This is a genomic window from Blautia sp. MSK20_18 (genome assembly GCF_020553125.1).
Classification (GTDB): domain Bacteria; phylum Bacillota; class Clostridia; order Lachnospirales; family Lachnospiraceae; genus Blautia_A; species Blautia_A fusiformis.
Window position 1 is genome coordinate 45347 of sequence record NZ_JAJCGR010000020.1, and the last position, 19064, is coordinate 64410.

The 19064-nt window shown below is 45.5% G+C and carries 17 protein-coding genes; 15 read left to right on the plus strand and 2 right to left on the minus strand.

Annotation, left to right across the window (positions count from 1 at the left end; all coding sequences use genetic code 11):
• Positions 1-2: 2 nt before the first annotated feature.
• Genes LI091_RS11840 through LI091_RS11850 form a run of 3 tightly spaced genes read left to right on the plus strand, consistent with a single transcriptional unit; the run spans position 3 to position 3931 of the window.
• On the plus strand, positions 3-881 hold the full coding sequence (locus tag LI091_RS11840) for a carbohydrate ABC transporter permease (protein ID WP_015525815.1): 879 nt from the start codon (positions 3-5) through the stop codon (positions 879-881).
• Positions 881-1723, plus strand: coding sequence for a carbohydrate ABC transporter permease (locus LI091_RS11845; protein WP_021651004.1), 843 nt, complete (start codon positions 881-883; stop codon positions 1721-1723). Before LI091_RS11840 ends, LI091_RS11845 begins: the two co-directional genes overlap by 1 nt.
• Before the next feature lie 27 nt (positions 1724-1750).
• A complete protein-coding gene (locus LI091_RS11850) occupies positions 1751-3931 on the plus strand; it encodes an alpha-galactosidase (protein ID WP_173722571.1) in 2181 nt (726 codons plus the stop codon).
• Positions 3932-4020: 89 nt separating this feature from the next.
• Here the strand turns inward: LI091_RS11850 and LI091_RS11855 are convergent, their stop codons facing one another.
• Positions 4021-4899 (minus strand): aldose 1-epimerase family protein, encoded by an 879-nt coding sequence (locus tag LI091_RS11855; RefSeq protein ID WP_015525818.1) that lies wholly within the window; start codon positions 4897-4899, stop codon positions 4021-4023.
• Positions 4900-5170: 271 nt separating this feature from the next.
• Here LI091_RS11855 and ppdK point away from each other — a divergent pair, with 271 nt between their 5' ends.
• From ppdK to LI091_RS11915, 12 genes are all read left to right on the plus strand, one after another.
• A complete protein-coding gene (gene ppdK / locus LI091_RS11860) occupies positions 5171-7801 on the plus strand; it encodes a pyruvate, phosphate dikinase (RefSeq protein ID WP_059085207.1) in 2631 nt (876 codons plus the stop codon).
• A gap of 194 nt (positions 7802-7995) precedes the next feature.
• The gene (gene rsmH, locus LI091_RS11865) at positions 7996-9048 is read left to right on the plus strand and encodes a 16S rRNA (cytosine(1402)-N(4))-methyltransferase RsmH (protein WP_129974628.1); all 1053 of its coding nucleotides are present in this window, start codon (positions 7996-7998) and stop codon (positions 9046-9048) included.
• A gap of 141 nt (positions 9049-9189) precedes the next feature.
• On the plus strand, positions 9190-9654 hold the full coding sequence (locus tag LI091_RS11870; protein ID WP_015525821.1) for a GtrA family protein: 465 nt from the start codon (positions 9190-9192) through the stop codon (positions 9652-9654).
• A gap of 62 nt (positions 9655-9716) precedes the next feature.
• Positions 9717-11054 (plus strand): MATE family efflux transporter, encoded by a 1338-nt coding sequence (locus LI091_RS11875; RefSeq protein ID WP_173733058.1) that lies wholly within the window; start codon positions 9717-9719, stop codon positions 11052-11054.
• A gap of 144 nt (positions 11055-11198) precedes the next feature.
• Positions 11199-11408, plus strand: a complete 210-nt coding sequence (locus LI091_RS11880) for a DUF1858 domain-containing protein (RefSeq protein ID WP_021650997.1) — start codon at positions 11199-11201, stop codon at positions 11406-11408.
• Positions 11409-11561: 153 nt separating this feature from the next.
• A complete protein-coding gene (locus tag LI091_RS11885) occupies positions 11562-12149 on the plus strand; it encodes an anthranilate synthase component II (protein ID WP_092069392.1) in 588 nt (195 codons plus the stop codon).
• 4 nt (positions 12150-12153) lie between these two features.
• A complete protein-coding gene (gene pabB, locus LI091_RS11890) occupies positions 12154-13575 on the plus strand; it encodes an aminodeoxychorismate synthase component I (protein ID WP_215638541.1) in 1422 nt (473 codons plus the stop codon).
• Positions 13576-13661: 86 nt separating this feature from the next.
• A complete protein-coding gene (locus LI091_RS11895) occupies positions 13662-14456 on the plus strand; it encodes an aminotransferase class IV (protein WP_195634905.1) in 795 nt (264 codons plus the stop codon).
• A gap of 264 nt (positions 14457-14720) precedes the next feature.
• Positions 14721-15632, plus strand: a complete 912-nt coding sequence (gene pfkB / locus LI091_RS11900; RefSeq protein WP_265191182.1) for a 1-phosphofructokinase — start codon at positions 14721-14723, stop codon at positions 15630-15632.
• Positions 15633-15652: 20 nt separating this feature from the next.
• Positions 15653-17566 carry a PTS fructose transporter subunit IIABC gene (locus tag LI091_RS11905; RefSeq protein WP_015525830.1) on the plus strand — a complete coding sequence of 638 codons (1914 nt, stop codon included), beginning with the start codon at positions 15653-15655 and terminating at the stop codon, positions 17564-17566.
• Positions 17567-17605: 39 nt separating this feature from the next.
• Positions 17606-17863, plus strand: a complete 258-nt coding sequence (locus LI091_RS11910) for an HPr family phosphocarrier protein (RefSeq protein WP_015525831.1) — start codon at positions 17606-17608, stop codon at positions 17861-17863.
• Positions 17864-17934: 71 nt separating this feature from the next.
• The gene (locus LI091_RS11915; protein WP_147603661.1) at positions 17935-18678 is read left to right on the plus strand and encodes a DeoR/GlpR family DNA-binding transcription regulator; all 744 of its coding nucleotides are present in this window, start codon (positions 17935-17937) and stop codon (positions 18676-18678) included.
• A 74-nt stretch (positions 18679-18752) separates the two neighbouring features.
• On the opposite strand, the gene LI091_RS11920 is transcribed toward LI091_RS11915, so the two are convergent.
• Positions 18753-19007, minus strand: coding sequence for a hypothetical protein (locus tag LI091_RS11920; protein ID WP_015525832.1), 255 nt, complete (start codon positions 19005-19007; stop codon positions 18753-18755).
• Positions 19008-19064: the final 57 nt, after the last annotated feature.

Sequence of the window (19064 nt, forward strand, 5' to 3'; positions counted from 1 at the left end):
TCATGGGAAAAAAATCTATGAGTGGAAGAAAGCTGACCTTTCTTCTGATCACCATTCCGATCGTGGCATTATTTTTCTGCTTTAACACACTGCCTCTGATCAAGGGTGTGATCTACAGCTTTACAAACTTTAAAGGCTATGGAAGCTATGACTGGGTAGGACTTCGAAACTATAAGGATCTTTTTACAGACAGCCGTGTTGGCGGTTCCTATCTGTTTACCTTTAAGCTGGCCATCGTGGCAACTATCGTAACGAATGTACTCAGCCTGATCCTGGCACTTGGACTGAACAGCAAGATCCGTTTCAAGAGTGCACTGCGTGGAGCTTATTTTATTCCTAATGTACTTGGCGCACTGGTCGTAGGATATATTTTCAATTATTTCTTTACATATATCCTGCCTGCATTCGGAAAGATGATCGGAAATAAAACATTGTCTTCCAGCATGCTTTCCAGTACGAGCCTTGCATGGGTAGCCATCGTGATCGTTTGTGCATGGCAGTCCATTGCAATGAATACGATCATTTACATTTCCGGTCTTCAGACAGTGCCGGAGGATGTATACGAAGCAGGCGCTATTGATGGTGCTACCGGATTCAGCAAGTTCCGTTACCTGACATTCCCGCTGATCGTTCCGTTTTTCAGCATCAACATGGTTCTCTGTGTGAAAAACTTCCTGATGGTATTTGATCAGATCATGGCTTTGACAAAGGGTGGTCCTGCACAGAGTACAGAATCTATTTCTTACCTGATCTATAACAATGGTATGAGTGGAGGACAGTTTGGATTCCAGAGTGCCAATGCGGTTATATTCTTTATTGTGATCGTGATCATTTCTGCAGTGCAGTTGACTATCACAGGGAAAAAGGAGGAGCAGCTGTAATGAAAACGAAAGTAAGAGAAAAAGCGAACTGGCCGATAACGATCCTTCTGATCCTTGGCCTTATCACAGTGGTATTTCCGCTTTATATGACAATTGTGATCGCATTCAAGCAGCCGACAGAGATGACCAACAGTGTAGCCGGGATCCTGTCTCTGCCAGAGAAATTCAGTCTTGCCAATTTCAGGGAAGCTATGGAGGTAACAGACTTCTGGCATTCTCTTGGAAACAGTGTATTGATCACTGTGATCACAGTGGTTCTTGCTATTGTAATTCATTCACTTTTAGGTTATGCTATAGCCAGAAACAAGAGAAGTAAATTTTATAAATTTATCTATCTCTATGTAGTGAGCGGTATGTTTGTTCCGTTTGCTATCCTGATGATGCCGCTTGTAAAGCAGACTGCTGAGATGGGCCTTGATAACAAAGTCGGTGTGATCATTCTTTATACGGTATTTTATATGCCTATGAACGTGCTTCTTTATTCCGGATATCTGACAAACATTCCAATGGCCCTTGAGGAGGCTGCCTGTGTGGATGGAGCCAGCACCTGGAAAACATATTGGAAGATCATCTTTCCGATCATGAAGCCGATGCATGCCACAGTGGCAGTTCTGACAGCACTTGGAACCTGGAATGATGTTATGACTCCATTGGTTATCATGTCCGGATCTACGGGTGGAACCACATTGCCTCTGGCACAGCTGAATTTCCAGACTCAGTTCGGAACAAACTATAACCTTGCGTTTGCCTCTTATCTGCTGGCACTGCTTCCGATCCTTCTGTTTTATCTGATCTGCCAGAAGCACATTTTAAATGGTGTTGTAAACGGTGCCGTAAAATAAAAACACAAGAAAAAGGAGGATTCACATATGGGAATCATCTACTGCGAGAAAGACAGAACGTTTACCCTGCAGACAAAAGAAACTACATATCAGATGCAGGTGGATCAGTACGGATTTCTTCTTCATCTCTATTATGGTAAAAAGGCAGAAGGCTGCATGGATTATCTTCTGACTTACTATGACAGAGGATTTTCCGGAAATCCCTATGATGCGGGAACAGACAGAACCTATTCCATGGACTCTCTTCCACAGGAGCTTTCCTGCTACGGAAACGGAGATTTCCGCAGTGCATCACTGATGCTGGAAAACGGTGACGGAAGCATGAGCTGTGATATGCGTTACAAGAATTATACTATCCGTGACGGTAAATACAGCCTTCCGGGGCTTCCAGCTGTTTATGCGGATAATGATGAGGCACAGACTCTGGAAATCGTACTGGAGGATCCGGCTACCGGCGTGGAGGCCATGCTTCTTTACGGTGTGCTTCCGGAACTGGATATCATTACAAGAAGCGTCTATATCCGCAATCAGAGCAGTGAGAAGATCTATGTGAACAAGGTGATGTCCGCAGAGCTGGATTTTCTTTACGGAGATTATGACCTGCTTACTTTTTACGGAAGACATGCCATGGAGCGGAATCTGCAGAGAGTACCGGTGGCTCATGGAAGTCAGATGATCGGCAGTGTCCGTGGCACATCCAGCCATCAGTATAATCCGATGATGATCCTGGCAGAGAAGGACACAACAGAGGATCATGGAGGCTGCTATGCTATGTCCTTTGTATACAGTGGAAATTTCCAGGGTGAGGTTCTTAAAGATCAGTACAATCAGACAAGAATGCTCCTTGGTGTACAGGAGGAGTGCTTCCGGTATCCGCTGGAAGTCGGGGAGACCTTCTATGCACCTGAGGTGATCTTAAGCTACACAGATCAGGGAATGAACCGTCTTTCCCAGAATCTGCACAGTTGCATCCGTCATCATATCTGCCGTGGTAAATATAAGACAGAGGTCCGTCCGGTGCTGGTAAACAGCTGGGAGGCAGCATATTTTGATTTTACAGGGGAGACTTTATATAATCTGGCAAAAGAGGCAAGGAGCCTTGGTATCGATATGCTGGTTCTGGATGACGGCTGGTTTGGAAAACGTGACGATGACAACAGTGGTCTTGGGGACTGGTATGTCAATGAGAAGAAGCTTGGAGAGACTCTCGGCGGACTGGTAAAAAGAGTCAATGACCTTGGAGTGAAATTCGGTATCTGGATCGAGCCGGAGATGATCTCTGAGGACAGTGATCTTTACCGTGAGCATCCGGACTGGGCACTTACGATTCCGGGAAGAAATCCAGTGAGATCCAGAAATCAGCTGGTACTTGATTTTTCCAGAAAAGAAGTTGTAGACGGAATCTTCGGACAGATCAGTGCGGTATTGGATAATGCCAATATTGAGTACGTTAAATGGGACATGAATCGAAGCCTGATGGATGTATTTTCCGTAATGACCAAGGATCAGGGACGTGTAATGTATGATTATGTCCTGGGATTGTACGATTTTCTGGACCGTATGGTGAACCGTTATCCGGATCTTCTGATCGAGGGCTGCAGCGGCGGCGGCGGAAGATTTGACGCAGGCATGCTGTATTACACACCGCAGATCTGGTGCAGCGACAACTCCGATGCTATTGACAGGCTTCGGATCCAGTATGGCACTTCCTTCGGATATCCGGTATCGGCCATGGGAGCACATGTATCTGCAGTGCCGAACCATCAGACAGGAAGGATCACTCCGTTACATACCAGAGGTGTGGTTGCTATGTCCGGAACCTTCGGCTACGAGCTGGATCTTCTGAAGCTGACTGAGGAAGAAAAAGATGAGGTCCGCAGCCAGATCGGGGAATTCCGTAAATATGCGCCACTGATCCAGAATGGACGGTACTATCGCCTGACAGATCCGTTTAAGAGTGAGGTCTGTGCATGGGAGATCGTTGGAAATTCTCAGGAAGAAGTTTTGCTCAATGTTGTCATGGAGGAGATCCATGGAAATATGACTGTGAATTATGTGCAGCTTCGCGGCCTTGATGAGAGTGCACTTTATAAGGAACAGACTACCGGCAGGATCTATTCCGGAGCTGCTCTGATGCATGGTGGAATGCCGCTTCCTGCAGAGTTTGGGGAGTACAGAGCTTATCAGTATCATTTTGTGAGAGAATAAGAGCGTATTGAGACAGTAAGATAAATAAAAGGATCCGTCATACAGACAGCTGAAAAAGCCGATGTATGGCGGATCTTTTTTATCATAGCTCAGTGTACGGTGATCTGATAGCTCTTGATAAATTCCTCATCCGGTTTCAGCACATTGATATTTGCTTTTTCGGAAAGAGGCTTTTCAAAACCACAGTCATCACAGCGTCCCATCCACGGCTCCAGGCATACGAAGGGAGCACCGGGTACGGACCAGATACCGAAATTCGGGAAGCCCTCACTGGTAAGTGTCAGATATGGAGTTCCGTCCGGGAAGAGGATACCGGCCTTTTGGATCTGGCCGTTATCAAAAACAAGAGCGTCTTTATCAAACATATGAGGAGCAATGGAACAGGTTCCGTTTTCAAGGGAAAGTGTATGTGGTTCGTCAGCAAGGACTGTTCCTACAGACGTATCGATAAGGAGATAGGTAAGAGTGTCCAGGCCTTCAAAAGCAAGACGGTAATCACTCTGGGATTCGCCTTCACGTACCGGAACACGGAATGCCGGATGGCCGCCGATGGTAAAATACATAGTTTCAGAATCATTATTAACTACTTCCCAGCATACTTCCAGGTCGTGCTTCTTCAGAGTGTAGGTGATCTTCAGAGCGAAAGCAAACGGATAAACATTCAGGGTTTCTTCAGAGGACTTAAGGACAAAGGAAAGGGAAGTATCGGTGATATCCGTGCAGATAAAATCGCTGTCCCTTGCAAAGCCGTGCTGGCTGGAAGGATATTCCTTTCCGTTCAGACGCCAGATATCTTTGTAGTTACGTCCCACGTTGGGAAAAAGTACAGGTGCATGGCGTTTCCAGTAAGCCGGATCTGCCTGCCAGAGGATCTCCCTGTCATTAGTCTTGTCATAGATGCCGGTGAGTTCAGCACCGTGATCGGAAACGGAAATCTTAAGAAAGCTGTTTTCAATCGTTCGTGTCATGATAAACCTCCTGTATGACAGCATTCGGGTAATATTACCTCGGAATTGCTGCATGTTTTTTTCTATTTTAGCACATTTTTCAGATGATAACGAGAAAAATACAATCTGTGAAAAATATAACTGGAAAATCTGTCATATTTCACAAGAGAAATTACTGTTTTTTGGAAGAATAACCTTGACTAATGAAGGATAAATCTATAAAATAATTATGTGCGTAGAAAACATACATTTTTTATGTTTTAAAGAACAATAATTAGGAGGAAAATGTAAAATGGCAAAATGGGTTTACATGTTTACAGAAGGTAATGCTACTATGAGAAATCTTCTGGGCGGCAAAGGTGCCAACCTTGCTGAGATGACAAACCTCGGTCTTCCTGTACCGCAGGGCTTCACAATCACAACAGAGGCCTGCACACAGTACTACGAGGATGGCAGATCCATCAACGATGAGATCATGGCTCAGATCATGGAAGCAATTACCAAGATGGAAGGAGTTACCGGTAAGAAATTCGGTGACAAAGAAAATCCTCTGCTTGTATCCGTTCGTTCTGGTGCGAGAGCATCTATGCCAGGTATGATGGATACAATCCTCAACCTTGGTTTAAATGAAGAAGTTGTTAACACTCTTGCTGAGAAATCCGGCAATGAGCGTTGGGCTTGGGACTGCTACAGAAGATTCATCCAGATGTACTCTGACGTAGTTATGGAAGTTGGTAAGAAATACTTCGAGGAGCTCATCGATGAGATGAAAGCTAAGAGAGGTGTTAAGCAGGACGTTGAGCTTACAGCTGCTGACCTGCATGAGCTTGCTGACCAGTTCAAAGCTGAGTATAAATCTAAAATCGGTTCTGATTTCCCAACTGATCCGAAGGAGCAGCTGGTTGGTGCAATCAAAGCCGTATTCCGTTCCTGGGACAACCCACGTGCGAACGTATATCGTCGTGACAATGATATCCCATATTCCTGGGGTACAGCTGTTAACGTACAGATGATGGCATTCGGTAACATGGGTGATGACTGTGGTACAGGTGTTGCCTTCACACGTGACCCTGCTACAGGTGCTAACGGTCTGTTCGGTGAGTTCCTTACCAATGCACAGGGCGAGGACGTAGTTGCTGGTGTTCGTACACCTATGCACATCTCCGAGATGGAGCAGAAGTTCCCGGAAGCATTCGTACAGTTCAAACAGGTTTGCGAGACTCTTGAGAAACATTACAGAGACATGCAGGATATGGAGTTTACTGTAGAGCATGGTAAACTGTATATGCTTCAGACACGTAATGGTAAGAGAACTGCACAGGCTGCTCTTAAGATCGCTTGTGACCTCGTTGATGAGGGAATGAGAACTGAGGAAGAGGCTGTTGCAATGATCGATCCTCGTAACCTTGATACACTTCTTCATCCGCAGTTCGATGCAGCTGCTCTTAAAGCTGCTACACCGATGGGTAAAGGTCTTGGTGCTTCTCCAGGAGCTGCTTGCGGTAAGATTGTATTCTCTGCAGAGGACGCTGTTGAGTGGGCTGCAAGAGGAGAGAAAGTTGTTCTTGTTCGTCTTGAGACATCCCCAGAGGATATCACAGGTATGAAAGCTGCTCAGGGTATCCTGACAGTTCGTGGTGGTATGACATCTCACGCAGCTGTAGTTGCTCGTGGTATGGGATCCTGCTGTGTATCCGGATGCGGCGATATCGCTATGGATGAGGAGAACAAGAAATTCACACTTGCTGGTAAAGAGTTCCATGAAGGAGATGCAATCTCCATTGATGGTACAACAGGTAACATCTATGACGGACTTATCCCGACTGTAGATGCTAAGATCGCTGGTGAGTTCGGACGTATCATGGGATGGGCTGACAAGTACAGAACAATGAAAGTTCGTACAAACGCTGATACTCCTGCTGATGCTAAGAAAGCTCGTGAGCTTGGTGCAGAGGGAATTGGTCTTTGCCGTACAGAGCATATGTTCTTTGAGGGCAACAGAATTGATGCATTCCGTGAGATGATCTGCTCTGAGACAGTAGAGGAGAGAGAAGCAGCACTTGCTAAGATCCTTCCGGAGCAGCAGGGAGACTTCGAGAAACTCTATGAGGCACTTGAAGGAAATCCTGTAACAATTCGTTTCCTTGATCCGCCACTTCATGAGTTCGTTCCTACAGAGGAAGAGGACATCAAGAAACTGGCTGATGCTCAGGGCAAGACTGTAGAGCAGATCAAGACAATCATCGCTTCCCTTCACGAGTTCAACCCGATGATGGGACATCGTGGATGCCGTCTTGCTGTTACTTATCCAGAGATTGCTAAGATGCAGACAAGCGCTGTTATCCGCGCAGCTATCAACGTTAAGAAGAATCATCCGGATTGGAACATCAAACCGGAGATCATGATTCCGCTTGTTGGTGACATCAAAGAGCTTAAATATGTTAAGAAATTCGTTGTAGAGACAGCAGATGCTGAGATCAAAGCAGCAGGTTCTGACCTTGAGTACGAGGTTGGTACTATGATCGAGATCCCGAGAGCTGCTCTTACAGCTGATGATATCGCTAAAGAGGCTGACTTCTTCTGCTTCGGTACAAACGACCTTACACAGATGACATACGGATTCTCCCGTGATGACGCTGGTAAGTTCCTTAACGCATACTATGATGCTAAGATCTTCGAGAACGATCCATTTGCTAAACTTGATCAGGTTGGCGTTGGTAAACTCATGAAGATGGCAATCCAGCTTGGAAAACCGGTTAACCCGAAACTTCACGTAGGTATCTGCGGTGAGCACGGTGGAGATCCGTCTTCCGTAGAGTTCTGCAACGAGATCGGACTTGACTATGTATCCTGCTCACCGTTCCGTGTACCGATCGCTCGTCTTGCAGCAGCACAGGCAGCAATCGCTAAGAAGAACGCATAAGTAAGAATACATTTCAGGCTGAAGTTTCAGTCTGAGCATATATAAAGCTTCTGGCAGTCTGTAGAAATACAGATTGTCAGAGGTTTTTTTTCTTTATGATATTTTTTGAAGTATTCCGACGGTTTACGAAAAATAGGATTCATGGTATCATGAAAGAAACAGGGCAGATAAAGCCGGAGGATAAGGAGAATTTTATGAATCAGGAATCACAGACACCTCATAAGAGACGTGTACGATATAAAGGAAAATATCCGAAGAAATTCGAGGAGAAATATAAAGAGCTTCAGCCTGAAAAGTATAAGGATACCATTGAACATGTGATCAGCAAGGGAAACACACCGGCTGGAATGCATATTTCCATTATGGTAAAAGAGATCATTGATTTTTTGGAGATCAGGCCGGGACAGGTTGGATTTGATGCTACACTTGGTTACGGTGGGCATACAAAGGCCATGCTGGAATGTCTGAGAGGTCAGGGACACATGTACGCCACGGATGTGGACCCGGAAGAATCTGCCAAGACAAGAAAACGTCTGGCAGAGCAGGGATTCGGAGAAGATATCCTGACAATTAAACTCCAGAATTTCTGCACCATTGATGAGATCGCAGAGGAAGTTGGAGGCTTTGATTTTATCCTTGCGGATCTTGGGGTGTCTTCTATGCAGATCGACAATCCCAAGAGAGGGTTTTCCTTTAAGGTGGATGGTCCTCTGGATTTAAGGCTGAACCAGGAAACCGGAATCAGCGCAGCACAGCGTCTGGATACCATTTCAAGAGAAGAGCTTGCCGGAATGCTGGATGAGAATTCCGATGAGCCGTACTGTGAGGAGATCGCGAAGGCCATCACAGATGAGATCCGAAGAGGAAACCACATAGATACCACTACGAAGCTTCGTGAAGTCATTGAGAAGACATTGTCCTTCCTTCCTGAAAAAGAGAGGAAAGACACGGTGAAAAAAACATGCCAGAGAGTTTTCCAGGCACTGCGTATTGATGTGAACCGGGAATTCGAGGTCCTCTATGATTTTATGGAAAAACTTCCCGGAGCGCTGAAGCCAGGCGGCCGTGTAGCAATCCTTACCTTCCATTCCGGAGAGGACAAGCTGGTAAAGAAAGCCTTAAAGCAGGGTTATAAAGACGGCATCTATTCCGACTATTCAAAAGATGTGATCCGTCCTTCCGCACAGGAATGTGCACAGAATGGGCGCGCCAGATCCACGAAGATGCGCTGGGCTGTGAAGGCCTGAGTGAAGAGTGAAAGAGCAGTTCTGATACAAATACAGAAACAGAAAAATCCTGGAATGCGTTGACATTCGGGATTTTTTTTGCTATGTTATATAAGTTTACATATGATAAAGCTACGGCTTAAACTGAATAGGAGAAAGGGTATGGATGTGGAGGAAAAGAAGGACATTTTTGATAAACTGATGCATCTTCCGGTGCTGAATATATTTGAACCTTTTTATAAGAAACATAAGGAAGTTCTGATGTATCTGTTCTTTGGAGGGCTCACATTTTTTCTGAACATTGCATTGTATGCATGGCTGGATAAGGGCCTGGGCATGAATGCGCTGATTGCCAATGTGATCTGCTGGGTGGTCTGCGTACTGTTCCAGTATTTTACAAACAGGACATGGGTATTCGATGGGCAGGTGGATTCCGCCGCCGGATTTTTAAAGCAGATGGCTTCGTTTTTCGGAGGACGGCTCTTTACTCTGATTGTGGAGGAAGCAATCCTTGCGGTATTTATCACCTGGCTTGGATTTAACAGCATGGCAGTGAAACTTGTTGCTCAGGTGGTTGTGATCGTATTGAATTATGTGATCAGTAAATTGATTGTTTTTAAAAAATAAAAGATAGTTATATTTGTGGAAAAGGAGTTGGACTGAAATTGACAAAGGACAAGACCAATGATATGACCGTGGGAAATCCGGTGAGCCTGATCATCCGCTTTATGATTCCCATGTGTCTCGGAAATATTTTTCAGCAGTTTTATAACATTGCGGATTCCATTGTTGCGGGGCAGTTCCTGGGAGTAGATGCGCTGGCTGCAATCGGAAGCACCGGTTCACTGATGTTTTTTGTTACCGGATGGCTTAACGGACTGAGCAGTGGCTTTGCCATTCTGGTATCCCAGTGGTTCGGGGCGAAGCAATATGATAAGATGCGTCATTACGTAGCTATGTCCATTTATCTGGCAGCAGCCTTTGCCATTGTGATGACCATTGGCTTTGAGGCTTTGAATGAACCGATTCTGCGGCTGATGAATTCACCGGAGGATCTGATGGGATCTGTGAAGGGATATATGGGAATTATTTATGCAGGCCTGATTGTAACAGCGGCATATAATTCACTGGCAGCGTTTCTCCGTGCACTTGGAGATTCAAAATCTCCGCTGTATTTTCTGATCATTTCGGCAGTGATCAATGTGTTCCTGGATATTCTGTTTATTGTAAAAATCGGGATGGGAGTGGAAGGCTGTGCCTATGCTACGGTTATCGCGCAGGCAATTTCCGCAGTCTGCTGCCTGATCTATATTATCAAAAAGTTCCCGATCCTGCATCTGAAGAAAGAAAACTTTGAAGTTTCTTTTACCAGCTTCCGTTATCTGCTGGCCCTTGGTATTCCCATGGGACTTCAGTTTTCCATCACAGCGATCGGAACCATTATTGTGCAGGGTGCGGTAAATATTTACGGTTCTGTATATATGGCAGGATTTTCCGCTGCGGGAAAAATACAGAATATCATTGCAACGGTATTTGTAGCTTTTGGTGCGACGATGGCAACCTATGTAGGACAGAACCGGGGCGCCGGAAAGATGGACCGTGTAAAAGCAGGAATGAAATATACCCAGATCATGGTCCTGATCTGGAGTGTGATCACTATGATCATAATGTTCTTTTTCGGAAAGTACATGACCTGGTTATTTATTGACAAGTCCCAGACGGATGTTATTAATGTTTCTGTTACTTATTTTCATACGGTATTCTGGGCATATCCGTTCCTTGGAAGTATCTTCCTCTACAGAAACGGACTTCAGGGACTGGGATATGGCTTGGTTCCCATGCTGGGCGGTGTGTTTGAACTGGCGGCAAGAAGTGCGATCGTTATGTTTATTGCAGGAAAAACAAGTTTTGCAGGTGTATGTCTGGCAGATCCTGCCGCATGGATCGCAGCGCTGATCCCTCTGATCCCGTATTATATTTATGTGATGAAAAAGTGGAGCAGGGGAAAAAAGGAAACTGCTGCCTGAGTGGGTATAATACAGAAAATGAAAAGAATAAATTTAGGCTTGCAATTATGGAAGATACAGTTATAATGATATTATAACTGCGGAAAAAACCAGGAAACCGGGATTCCGGGTAAGATTACAGATCCAGAAGGGAGAATATAGATCATGGAAATCACAAAGGAAACAACAATGGGCGAGATGCTTGCATACGATGAGAAGATTGCATACATTCTTATGCAGGAAGGAATGCACTGTATCGGCTGTCCGTCTTCTATCGGTGAGTCTCTTGAGGAGGCATGTATGGTACACGGACTTGATGTAAACGCTGTACTGGCAGACATCCATCATTATGAGGAAACCAAGAAACAGAAATAATCAGCAGTACAATTTATATTAGAACGTACAGATTACGGACCGCAAGGGGATAACGACTGTGCATGTCTTTTTGGCATGCCGTCGTTATCCCTTTTTTTGTGAGCAGACGATAAAGAGAGTCTTAAATATCTGCTTGATATGGAGGAAAAAAGCATGTATGTGATGATCGATAATTTCGATTCATTTGTTTATAATCTCAAGGCATATTTTCAGGAGCTTGGAAGAGAGATCCTGGTCAGACGCTGCGATGAGATCACCCTGGAGGAGTTGGAAGAGCTGAACCCGGAAGGAATCATCCTTTCTCCGGGACCGAAGCGTCCCTGGGATGCGAAGTTCTGCGTAGATACCGTAAAAAGATTTCAGGGAAGGATTCCTGTTCTTGGTGTCTGTCTGGGACATCAGGTGATTGGCCACTGTGCGGGAGCAGTAGTGGAAAAGGGCGTGTGTCCCATGCACGGAAAAGTAACAGAGATCCACAACCACGGAACAGGAGTGTTTGCAGGCCTGCCGGAGAAATATAAGGTGACAAGATACCATTCCCTGATTGTTCGGGAAGACAGCATCCCGGAGGAGTATCAGGTGGATGCGCTTTCTGATGATGGTGCTGTTATGGGAATTTCCCATAAAGCATTGCCTATCTACGGTGTGCAATTCCATCCGGAAGCCGTTCGTACGGAATATGGACATGAGCTTCTTGAGAATTTTTGCAGGATCGCGGAGGATTTTCAGAAGGAGGAGTAAAAATATGTACAAAAATCAGCGAAGAATAAAAGAACTGACCCCATACATCCCTGCAGCGGACATTTTCCGGATCTACGAGAGGGAACCCGGAGCAGCATTTCTGGATTCCTCCCTTGTCAATGAGCTGGGACATTATTCTGTGATCGGAAGATGCCCGTATCTGAAGCTGGTAAAGGACGGAGAGACCTTTACCATCAACGGAAGGCCGGAAACAGAAACAACCTTTGAAGACTATATGCGGGAATATTTAAATACCCATGAGGACAAAAATAGCAGCGGACTTCCCATCGTATCCGGCGCAGTAGGATATTTTTCCTATGATTACGGAAGAAAACAGATGGGAGTATCATCCGGAGAAAAGGATCTTGTGACTGTTCCGGAGGCAGTTCTGACGTTTTATGACTGTTTTATCATAGAAGACTGTCAGGAAAAAAGAACCTATCTTGTGTCAAACGGAATCAGTGCAGACGCTACAACAGAAATCGGAGCGATGGAAAAAGCAATCCGGGAATTTACAGAGGCGGGGAAACAGGAAGGATCGGAAACAGGGGAAAAAAAGGAATCCGGAAACAGGATGGTCACGGAAAATTCTCACCGTGAGAAATTCAGGATCCAGGTTCATCCCAACTTTGAGAAAGAAGAATACAAACAGGCAGTAGACCGGATGATCCGCTATATTATAGAGGGCGATATCTATATTGCCAATATGACGCAGCAGTTGACCATTGAAAGCGAAAAACCACCTCTGGATGTTTTTTATGATCTTCGGAAAAATAATCCGTCTCCTTTCGGCGGATATCTGGATTTCGGAGATTATCAGATCGTCTGTGCATCTCCGGAACGTTTTCTGAAGATGAAAGACCGTCATGTAAATACCCGTCCTATAAAGGGAACAAGAAAACGTGGCGTAACATCTGAGGAAGATGAAATGCTCCATCGGGAGCTTCAGGATTCCGGAAAAGATAAGAGTGAACTTCTTATGATCGTAGACCTGGAGCGAAATGATCTGAACCGGGTGTGTACACCGGGAAGCGTGAAGGTAACCGAGCTTTTTACAGTGGAAGCATACGCTACGGTTTTTCATCTGGTATCGGATATTGAAGGAGAACTGGAAGACGGAAAAAATGTTATGGATCTTCTGGAGGCTGCATTCCCCGGCGGTTCTATTACCGGTGCGCCGAAATACCGTGCCATGGAGATCATTGACGAGCTGGAACACGGCAAGCGAAATCTTTATACAGGTTCTATCGGCTATCTGACACTGGACGGAAGCTGCGATTTCAACATCGTGATCCGTACAGCTCTTCATAAAAACGGAAAATATCACCTTGGCGTTGGCGGCGGGATCACAGCAGAGTCAGATCTGGAATTTGAGTACGAGGAGACTCTGCAGAAGGCGAAAGCGATCCTGGATGCGCTGCAGTAGAGAAACATACAGAACGGTAAAAGTGAAAGGCTCTGTGGACAGATCAGAGAATCTGACAGGGACACTTCATAAGGAGGTCAAAGGAAATGAACAACATAACCTTAGATGAATGTTTTCAGTTCGGTCTGGGAGCATTTGAGACCATAGGAATAGAAAAGGGAACCCCCATACTTCTGGAAAAGCATCTGAAAAGACTGGAACGAGCGGCAGATTTCCTGAAGCTGGGTGATCCGGCAGTGCGTGGGATCACAGCCGGGAGGATCGAAGAATATCTGGAAGAACAAAAAAAACGCCCGGAGGTGCAGAAAGAATTTGGCGGACTGGAACACTGTGCGCTGAAGCTTATGCTTACAAAGGAAAATGCAGTGTATTCTCTTCGTGCCAATCATTATACGCCGGAGAATTATGAAAAAGGCTTTATCATGGATGTCAGCAAGGTAAAACGAAATGAAACATCACCTCTTGTATATCACAAAACCATGAATTACGGAGATTGTATCCTGGAAAAACGTAATGCTACAGCAGCAGGAATGGATGAACGGTTGTTTCTGAATACAAAGAAACAGATATCGGAAGGGACAGTAAGTAATGTATTCTTTGTGCGAAATGGCATGATCTATACACCAAAAGTCAGCTGCGGACTTCTCCCGGGAATCCTCCGTGAATATCTCTGTGACACGGAAGAGGTGGAAGAAACCTATATCTATGTTCAGGATCTTAAATGGTATGAGGAATGCTTTGTCACCAATTCCCTGATGGGAATCATGCCGGTGCGTCAGATCGGAGGAATCCAGTTTGAGGAAGACAAAGTGACAAGGGAGCTGATGAGAAGATATCGGAAGATGGTCAGAGATACTGCGAATAAGAAACAAATCAGATAAATGTTATTGCGAAACTATCACATTCAGGAAAGGTGATGAAATTTGAATGAAAGTGACCAATACAGTCAGGGATAAACGTGCATTAACCAGGGAAAGCTAAGGTTGATGCACGTTTTTTGTGCAAACTCAACCAAAAACGTTCATGAATTTTGTGAAGTAATTTGATTGACTTTGAATGAATTTGGAAGTATACTGAGTTCAACAAATGAAAAACAACAAAAAGCGGTCAAAAACCGCAGGATAAAAGATATGGGAGGAGAAAAAATGATCTGCACAGTTACTTTTAATCCGTCTCTGGACTATATCGTTTCCGTGGAGGATTTTAAACTCGGACTTACCAACCGAACAAGCTCTGAGCTGATGCTTCCGGGCGGAAAGGGAATCAACGTTTCCACCGTGCTGATGAATCTTGGAATCGAGAATACAGCACTTGGTTTCATGGCAGGATTCGTCGGAGATGAGATTGTAAGAAAGCTTGAGGAGATGGGAGTGAGATCTGATTTTATCAGGATCCCGGAAGGCGTTTCAAGGATCAACCTGAAGCTGAAATCTATTGATGGAACTGAGATCAACGGAATGGGACCGGAGATCAGCGCTGAAAAGGTTCAGGAGCTGATGAAGAAGCTTGACACACTGAAAGAGGGAGATGTGCTTTTTCTGGCAGGAAGTATTCCTTCATCTATGCCGGATGATATGTATGAGAAGATCATGGCGAGACTGGACGGAAAAGGCGTGATGATCGTTGTGGATGCAACGAGAGATCTTCTTGTAAATGTCCTGAAGTATCATCCGTTCCTGGTGAAGCCCAATAACCATGAGCTTGGAGAAATCTTCGGCGTAGAGCTTAAGAACCGTCAGGATGTGATCCCTTACGGAAAGAAGCTCCAGGAAAAAGGAGCCAGAAACGTGCTGGTCTCAATGGCCGGTGAGGGAGCTGTCCTGGTAGCAGAAAACGGTCAGGTGTTTGAGAAACCGGCGCCGAAAGGAACACTGGTAAACGGCGTAGGAGCCGGAGATTCCATGGTAGCAGGCTTTATGGCAGGCTGGATGGAAAAACAGGATCACGAATATGCATTCCATATGGGAATTTCCGCAGGAAGTGCAAGTGCATTTTCTGAAAATCTTGCCACAAGGGAAGAAGTTCAGGCAGTATATGAACAGGTAACAGAGGGGTAAAGAAGAAAGGAGAAGGGAAGATGAGAATCACAGATCTGCTTGACAAACGAAGCATATCACTGGATGCTGCACCGAAGACGAAATCTGAAGCTCTGGACATGGCCGTAGATCTTATGGTAAAAAGTGAAAAGATCAGCGACAGGGAAGCTTATCGGAAACAGGTGTATTTAAGAGAGGAAGAAAGTACGACAGGAATCGGTGAGGGAATCGCTATTCCTCATGGAAAATGTGATGCGGTAAAGAAACCGGGACTTGCTGCCATGGTAGTAAAAAACGGCGTGGAATTTGAGGCACTGGATGATGAGCCGGTTACCCTTCTTTTCCTGATCGCAGCACCGAATACAGAAGATAACATTCATCTTGATGTACTCAGCAAGCTTTCCGTAATGCTGATGGATGATAATTTTACAGAATCCTTACGCAACGCAGGTTCTGTAGATGAATTTATGGAGATCATTGACAAGGCCGATGAGGAGAAAAAAGATATTGATGAAAGACTGGCAGATACAGGAAGTTCCGAAGGAGCCAGAGCTAAACTGCTGGCAGTTACTTCTTGCCCCACAGGTATTGCCCACACCTACATGGCAGCAGAGGGACTGGAAAAAGCAGCGAAGGCGAAAGACTGTTTCATTAAAATAGAGACACGAGGCTCCGGTGGAGCAAAAAATGTACTTACGGATCAAGAGATCCGGGAGGCAGACTGCATCATTGTAGCTGCAGATGCCAAGGTTCCCATGGATCGTTTCGATGGAAAGAAAGTCATCGAATGTCAGGTTTCGGATGGAATCAGCAAAGCGGACCAGCTTGTTGAACGTGCGATTTCCGGAGATGTTCCGGTATATCATGCAGCAGCAGGCAGTCAGAGCTCTTCCTCAAATGCAAAAGCAGGCGGCGGAGCAGGCCACAAGATCTATATGCAGCTGATGAACGGGGTATCTCATATGCTTCCACTGGTTGTAGGCGGTGGTATCCTGATCGCTCTAGCATTCTTGATCGATGGTTTAAGTGTAGATTTGAGTTCCCTTCCTGCAGACCAGAGAGCAAACTTTGGTACCATCACACCGGTAGCGGCTGTTCTGAAAAACATTGGTGGAACCGCATTTGGTTTCATGCTTCCGATCCTGGCCGGATTTATTGCAATGGCCATCGGTGACAGACCGGCACTTGCAGTTGGACTTGTGGGCGGTATGATCGCGGCAAACGGAAAATCCGGTTTCCTCGGAGCACTTCTTGCAGGCTTCCTTGCAGGATATCTGATCCTTGGACTTCGTAAGGTTTGTGATAAGCTTCCGGAAGCACTGGAAAAAATAGCGCCTGTACTGATCTATCCGGTTGTTGGTGTCCTTCTTATGGGACTCTGTATGACCTTCGTTGTAGAGCCGATCATGGGCGGTATCAATACAGGATTAAATAATGCCTTGACAGGCATGGGAAATTCAAGTAAAGTAATTTTAGGGTTGGTTCTTGGTGGTATGATGGCCATTGATATGGGCGGCCCGTTCAACAAAGCAGCATATGTATTTGGTACAGCAGCTATTGCGGCAGGCAACTATGACATTATGGCAGCAGTTATGGTGGGAGGTATGACTCCTCCGTGTGCCATCGCACTCGCATCCCTGCTGTTTAAAGACAAATTTACAAAAGAAGAGCGTGAGGCAGGACCGACCAACTTTATTATGGGACTTGCATTTATCACAGAAGGTGCGATTCCTTTTGCGGCATCTGACCCGGTCCATGTACTTCCGTCCTGTATCGTCGGTTCCGCAGCAGCTGGAGCGATCTCCATGTTCTTCAACTGTACACTGATGGCACCACATGGCGGAATCTTCGTATTCCCGGTTGTAGGTAATGCAATGATGTATCTGGTCGCACTGGTTGTGGGAACTCTGATCTCAGCTGTACTTCTCGGGGTACTGAAGAAAAAAGTTGCTTAAATTTTTTTAAATTAAAATAAAAAACTGGAGGATAAAGAAATGAAAGAATTCAAGTATGTGGTAACAGATAACGAAGGAATCCATGCACGTCCGGCCGGAGAGCTTGTGAAGCTTGTAAAAGGTTTCGAGTCCAAGATCACTATCGAGAAGGACGGCAAGACTGTAGAGTGCAGAAAGCTTCTTGCACTTATGGGACTTGGCGTAAAGAAGGGACATGAGGTTACCTTTACATTCGATGGTGCAGATGAGGATGCAGCATACGAGGCAGTAAGCAAATTCATGCAGGAGAACCTGTAATCTCAGAATGAGTGAACAGAAGGCATCCCGGTCCGGTCGATCGGGATGTCTTTTTTGAAGGAGGAAAAGGAATGCTGACGGAGCAGAGATACGAGATCATACTCGACCTTCTCAGAGAAAAAAACAGTGTTACGGTAACAGAACTGAAAGATATCCTGGATGCATCGGAATCTACGGTCCGCAGAGACATCACGGCGCTTTACAAGGCGGGGAAGCTGACCAGGGTTTTTGGCGGTGCGGTGGCACTGGAACATACTGTCAATGCCTATGAGCCTACCGTAGCCCAGAAAGTTGAGCTGAATATTGAAGAAAAAAAGAAGATCGCAGCCTATGCGGCAGCTCTGATCCGTCCGGAAGATTTTGTGTATCTGGATGCGGGAACGACTACCGGATATATGCTGGAGCATCTGGAAGGCTCCGGGGCGACTTTTGTCACCAATGGTGTTTCCCATGCCAGGGCTCTGGCTCAGATGGGAGTCCGTGTGCTGCTGATCGGCGGAGAACTGAAGGGATCTACGGAAGCTGTGATCGGAAGTCAGGCCATGCAGATGCTGAAGAATTATCATTTTACAAAGGGCTTTTTCGGGACCAACGGGATGACTCAGAGAGAAGGCTTTACCACGCCGGAATCCAATGAAGCACTGGTAAAGCGAACCGCCATGGAGCAGTGTCTGGAAAAGTACGTAGTGTCTGACAGCTCCAAATTCGGACAGATCAGTGCGGTGACGTTCTTTTCATTTGACGGAGCAGTGATCCTGACGGAAAGCTGTTCCAAAGAATATAAAGATTGCAGAAATATACAGATCGTATCATAGAAAGATCGCAAAAAAAACCGGTTTGGAAGAAAAAATTCTTCGTAAACCGGTTTTTTGTTTGCTGAGGATCTGTTTCAGGCTTCCCTGGAGATCATGGCTTCTAGATCTTCTACGGAAATGTCTTTTTTGTGCATCAGCTTGAGCAGACGTTTCAGTTCAGCAGCTTCCTTTGCCTTTTTTTCAGCTTTGCGGATCTCATCCAGCTGAGCTGCCAGTGCAGTTTTTTCATCCTCCAGCGCTGCTATCTTTTCGGTGCAGGCAGCAATCTTGGAATCTACTTTGGAAATTTTCTCATTGAGTACTTCTATCTTTGTACGTCTCTGTGCCATATGAAACCTCCTGATAAAAATATTACTTCTTATACACTATACAATAGCATAAACGAC

Coding starts and splice junctions, on each gene's coding strand:
- LI091_RS11840 (WP_015525815.1), top strand. CDS start 3: ATGGGAAAAAAATCTATGAGTGGAAGAAAGCTGACCTTTCTTCTGATC.
- LI091_RS11845 (WP_021651004.1), top strand. CDS start 881: ATGAAAACGAAAGTAAGAGAAAAAGCGAACTGGCCGATAACGATCCTT.
- LI091_RS11850 (WP_173722571.1), top strand. CDS start 1,751: ATGGGAATCATCTACTGCGAGAAAGACAGAACGTTTACCCTGCAGACA.
- LI091_RS11855 (WP_015525818.1), bottom strand. CDS start 4,899: ATGACACGAACGATTGAAAACAGCTTTCTTAAGATTTCCGTTTCCGAT.
- ppdK (WP_059085207.1), top strand. CDS start 5,171: ATGGCAAAATGGGTTTACATGTTTACAGAAGGTAATGCTACTATGAGA.
- rsmH (WP_129974628.1), top strand. CDS start 7,996: ATGAATCAGGAATCACAGACACCTCATAAGAGACGTGTACGATATAAA.
- LI091_RS11870 (WP_015525821.1), top strand. CDS start 9,190: ATGGATGTGGAGGAAAAGAAGGACATTTTTGATAAACTGATGCATCTT.
- LI091_RS11875 (WP_173733058.1), top strand. CDS start 9,717: ATGACCGTGGGAAATCCGGTGAGCCTGATCATCCGCTTTATGATTCCC.
- LI091_RS11880 (WP_021650997.1), top strand. CDS start 11,199: ATGGAAATCACAAAGGAAACAACAATGGGCGAGATGCTTGCATACGAT.
- LI091_RS11885 (WP_092069392.1), top strand. CDS start 11,562: ATGTATGTGATGATCGATAATTTCGATTCATTTGTTTATAATCTCAAG.
- pabB (WP_215638541.1), top strand. CDS start 12,154: ATGTACAAAAATCAGCGAAGAATAAAAGAACTGACCCCATACATCCCT.
- LI091_RS11895 (WP_195634905.1), top strand. CDS start 13,662: ATGAACAACATAACCTTAGATGAATGTTTTCAGTTCGGTCTGGGAGCA.
- pfkB (WP_265191182.1), top strand. CDS start 14,721: ATGATCTGCACAGTTACTTTTAATCCGTCTCTGGACTATATCGTTTCC.
- LI091_RS11905 (WP_015525830.1), top strand. CDS start 15,653: ATGAGAATCACAGATCTGCTTGACAAACGAAGCATATCACTGGATGCT.
- LI091_RS11910 (WP_015525831.1), top strand. CDS start 17,606: ATGAAAGAATTCAAGTATGTGGTAACAGATAACGAAGGAATCCATGCA.
- LI091_RS11915 (WP_147603661.1), top strand. CDS start 17,935: ATGCTGACGGAGCAGAGATACGAGATCATACTCGACCTTCTCAGAGAA.
- LI091_RS11920 (WP_015525832.1), bottom strand. CDS start 19,007: ATGGCACAGAGACGTACAAAGATAGAAGTACTCAATGAGAAAATTTCC.